The organism is Methylobacterium mesophilicum (assembly GCF_022179445.1).
In the GTDB taxonomy this organism is placed as follows: Bacteria; Pseudomonadota; Alphaproteobacteria; order Rhizobiales; family Beijerinckiaceae; genus Methylobacterium; species Methylobacterium mesophilicum.
The window spans coordinates 1-221 of sequence record NZ_BPQU01000196.1 but is presented as its reverse complement, the minus strand read 5'-3'; the positions used below and the strand labels follow the sequence as shown (position 1 = coordinate 221).

Sequence of the window (221 nt, the reverse complement as noted above, 5' to 3'; positions counted from 1 at the left end):
CTCCCGAGCCCGTTCGCTGCCGGCTTCGGCTTCTCGAGCCAGCTCCGCGACACCAACCAGATCGTCGCGGGCGACAGCCTGATCTGGTCGCCAGTGCGTGACCTCGATATCGGGCTCGAGGGCCACTACGCCCGGCTCGCCCTGCAGCGCGACCGTGGCATCGACCAGAACAAGGCTCCGTGCCTCAGCGCCGCTTCGGACACCAACGTCCGGAAACGCAG

Annotated in this window: 1 pseudogene; it reads left to right on the top strand. The window is 68.3% G+C overall.

Annotated features, from left to right (window positions below):
- Positions 1-221, top strand: a pseudogene (locus MFF40_RS28715) (porin); the annotation flags it as partial.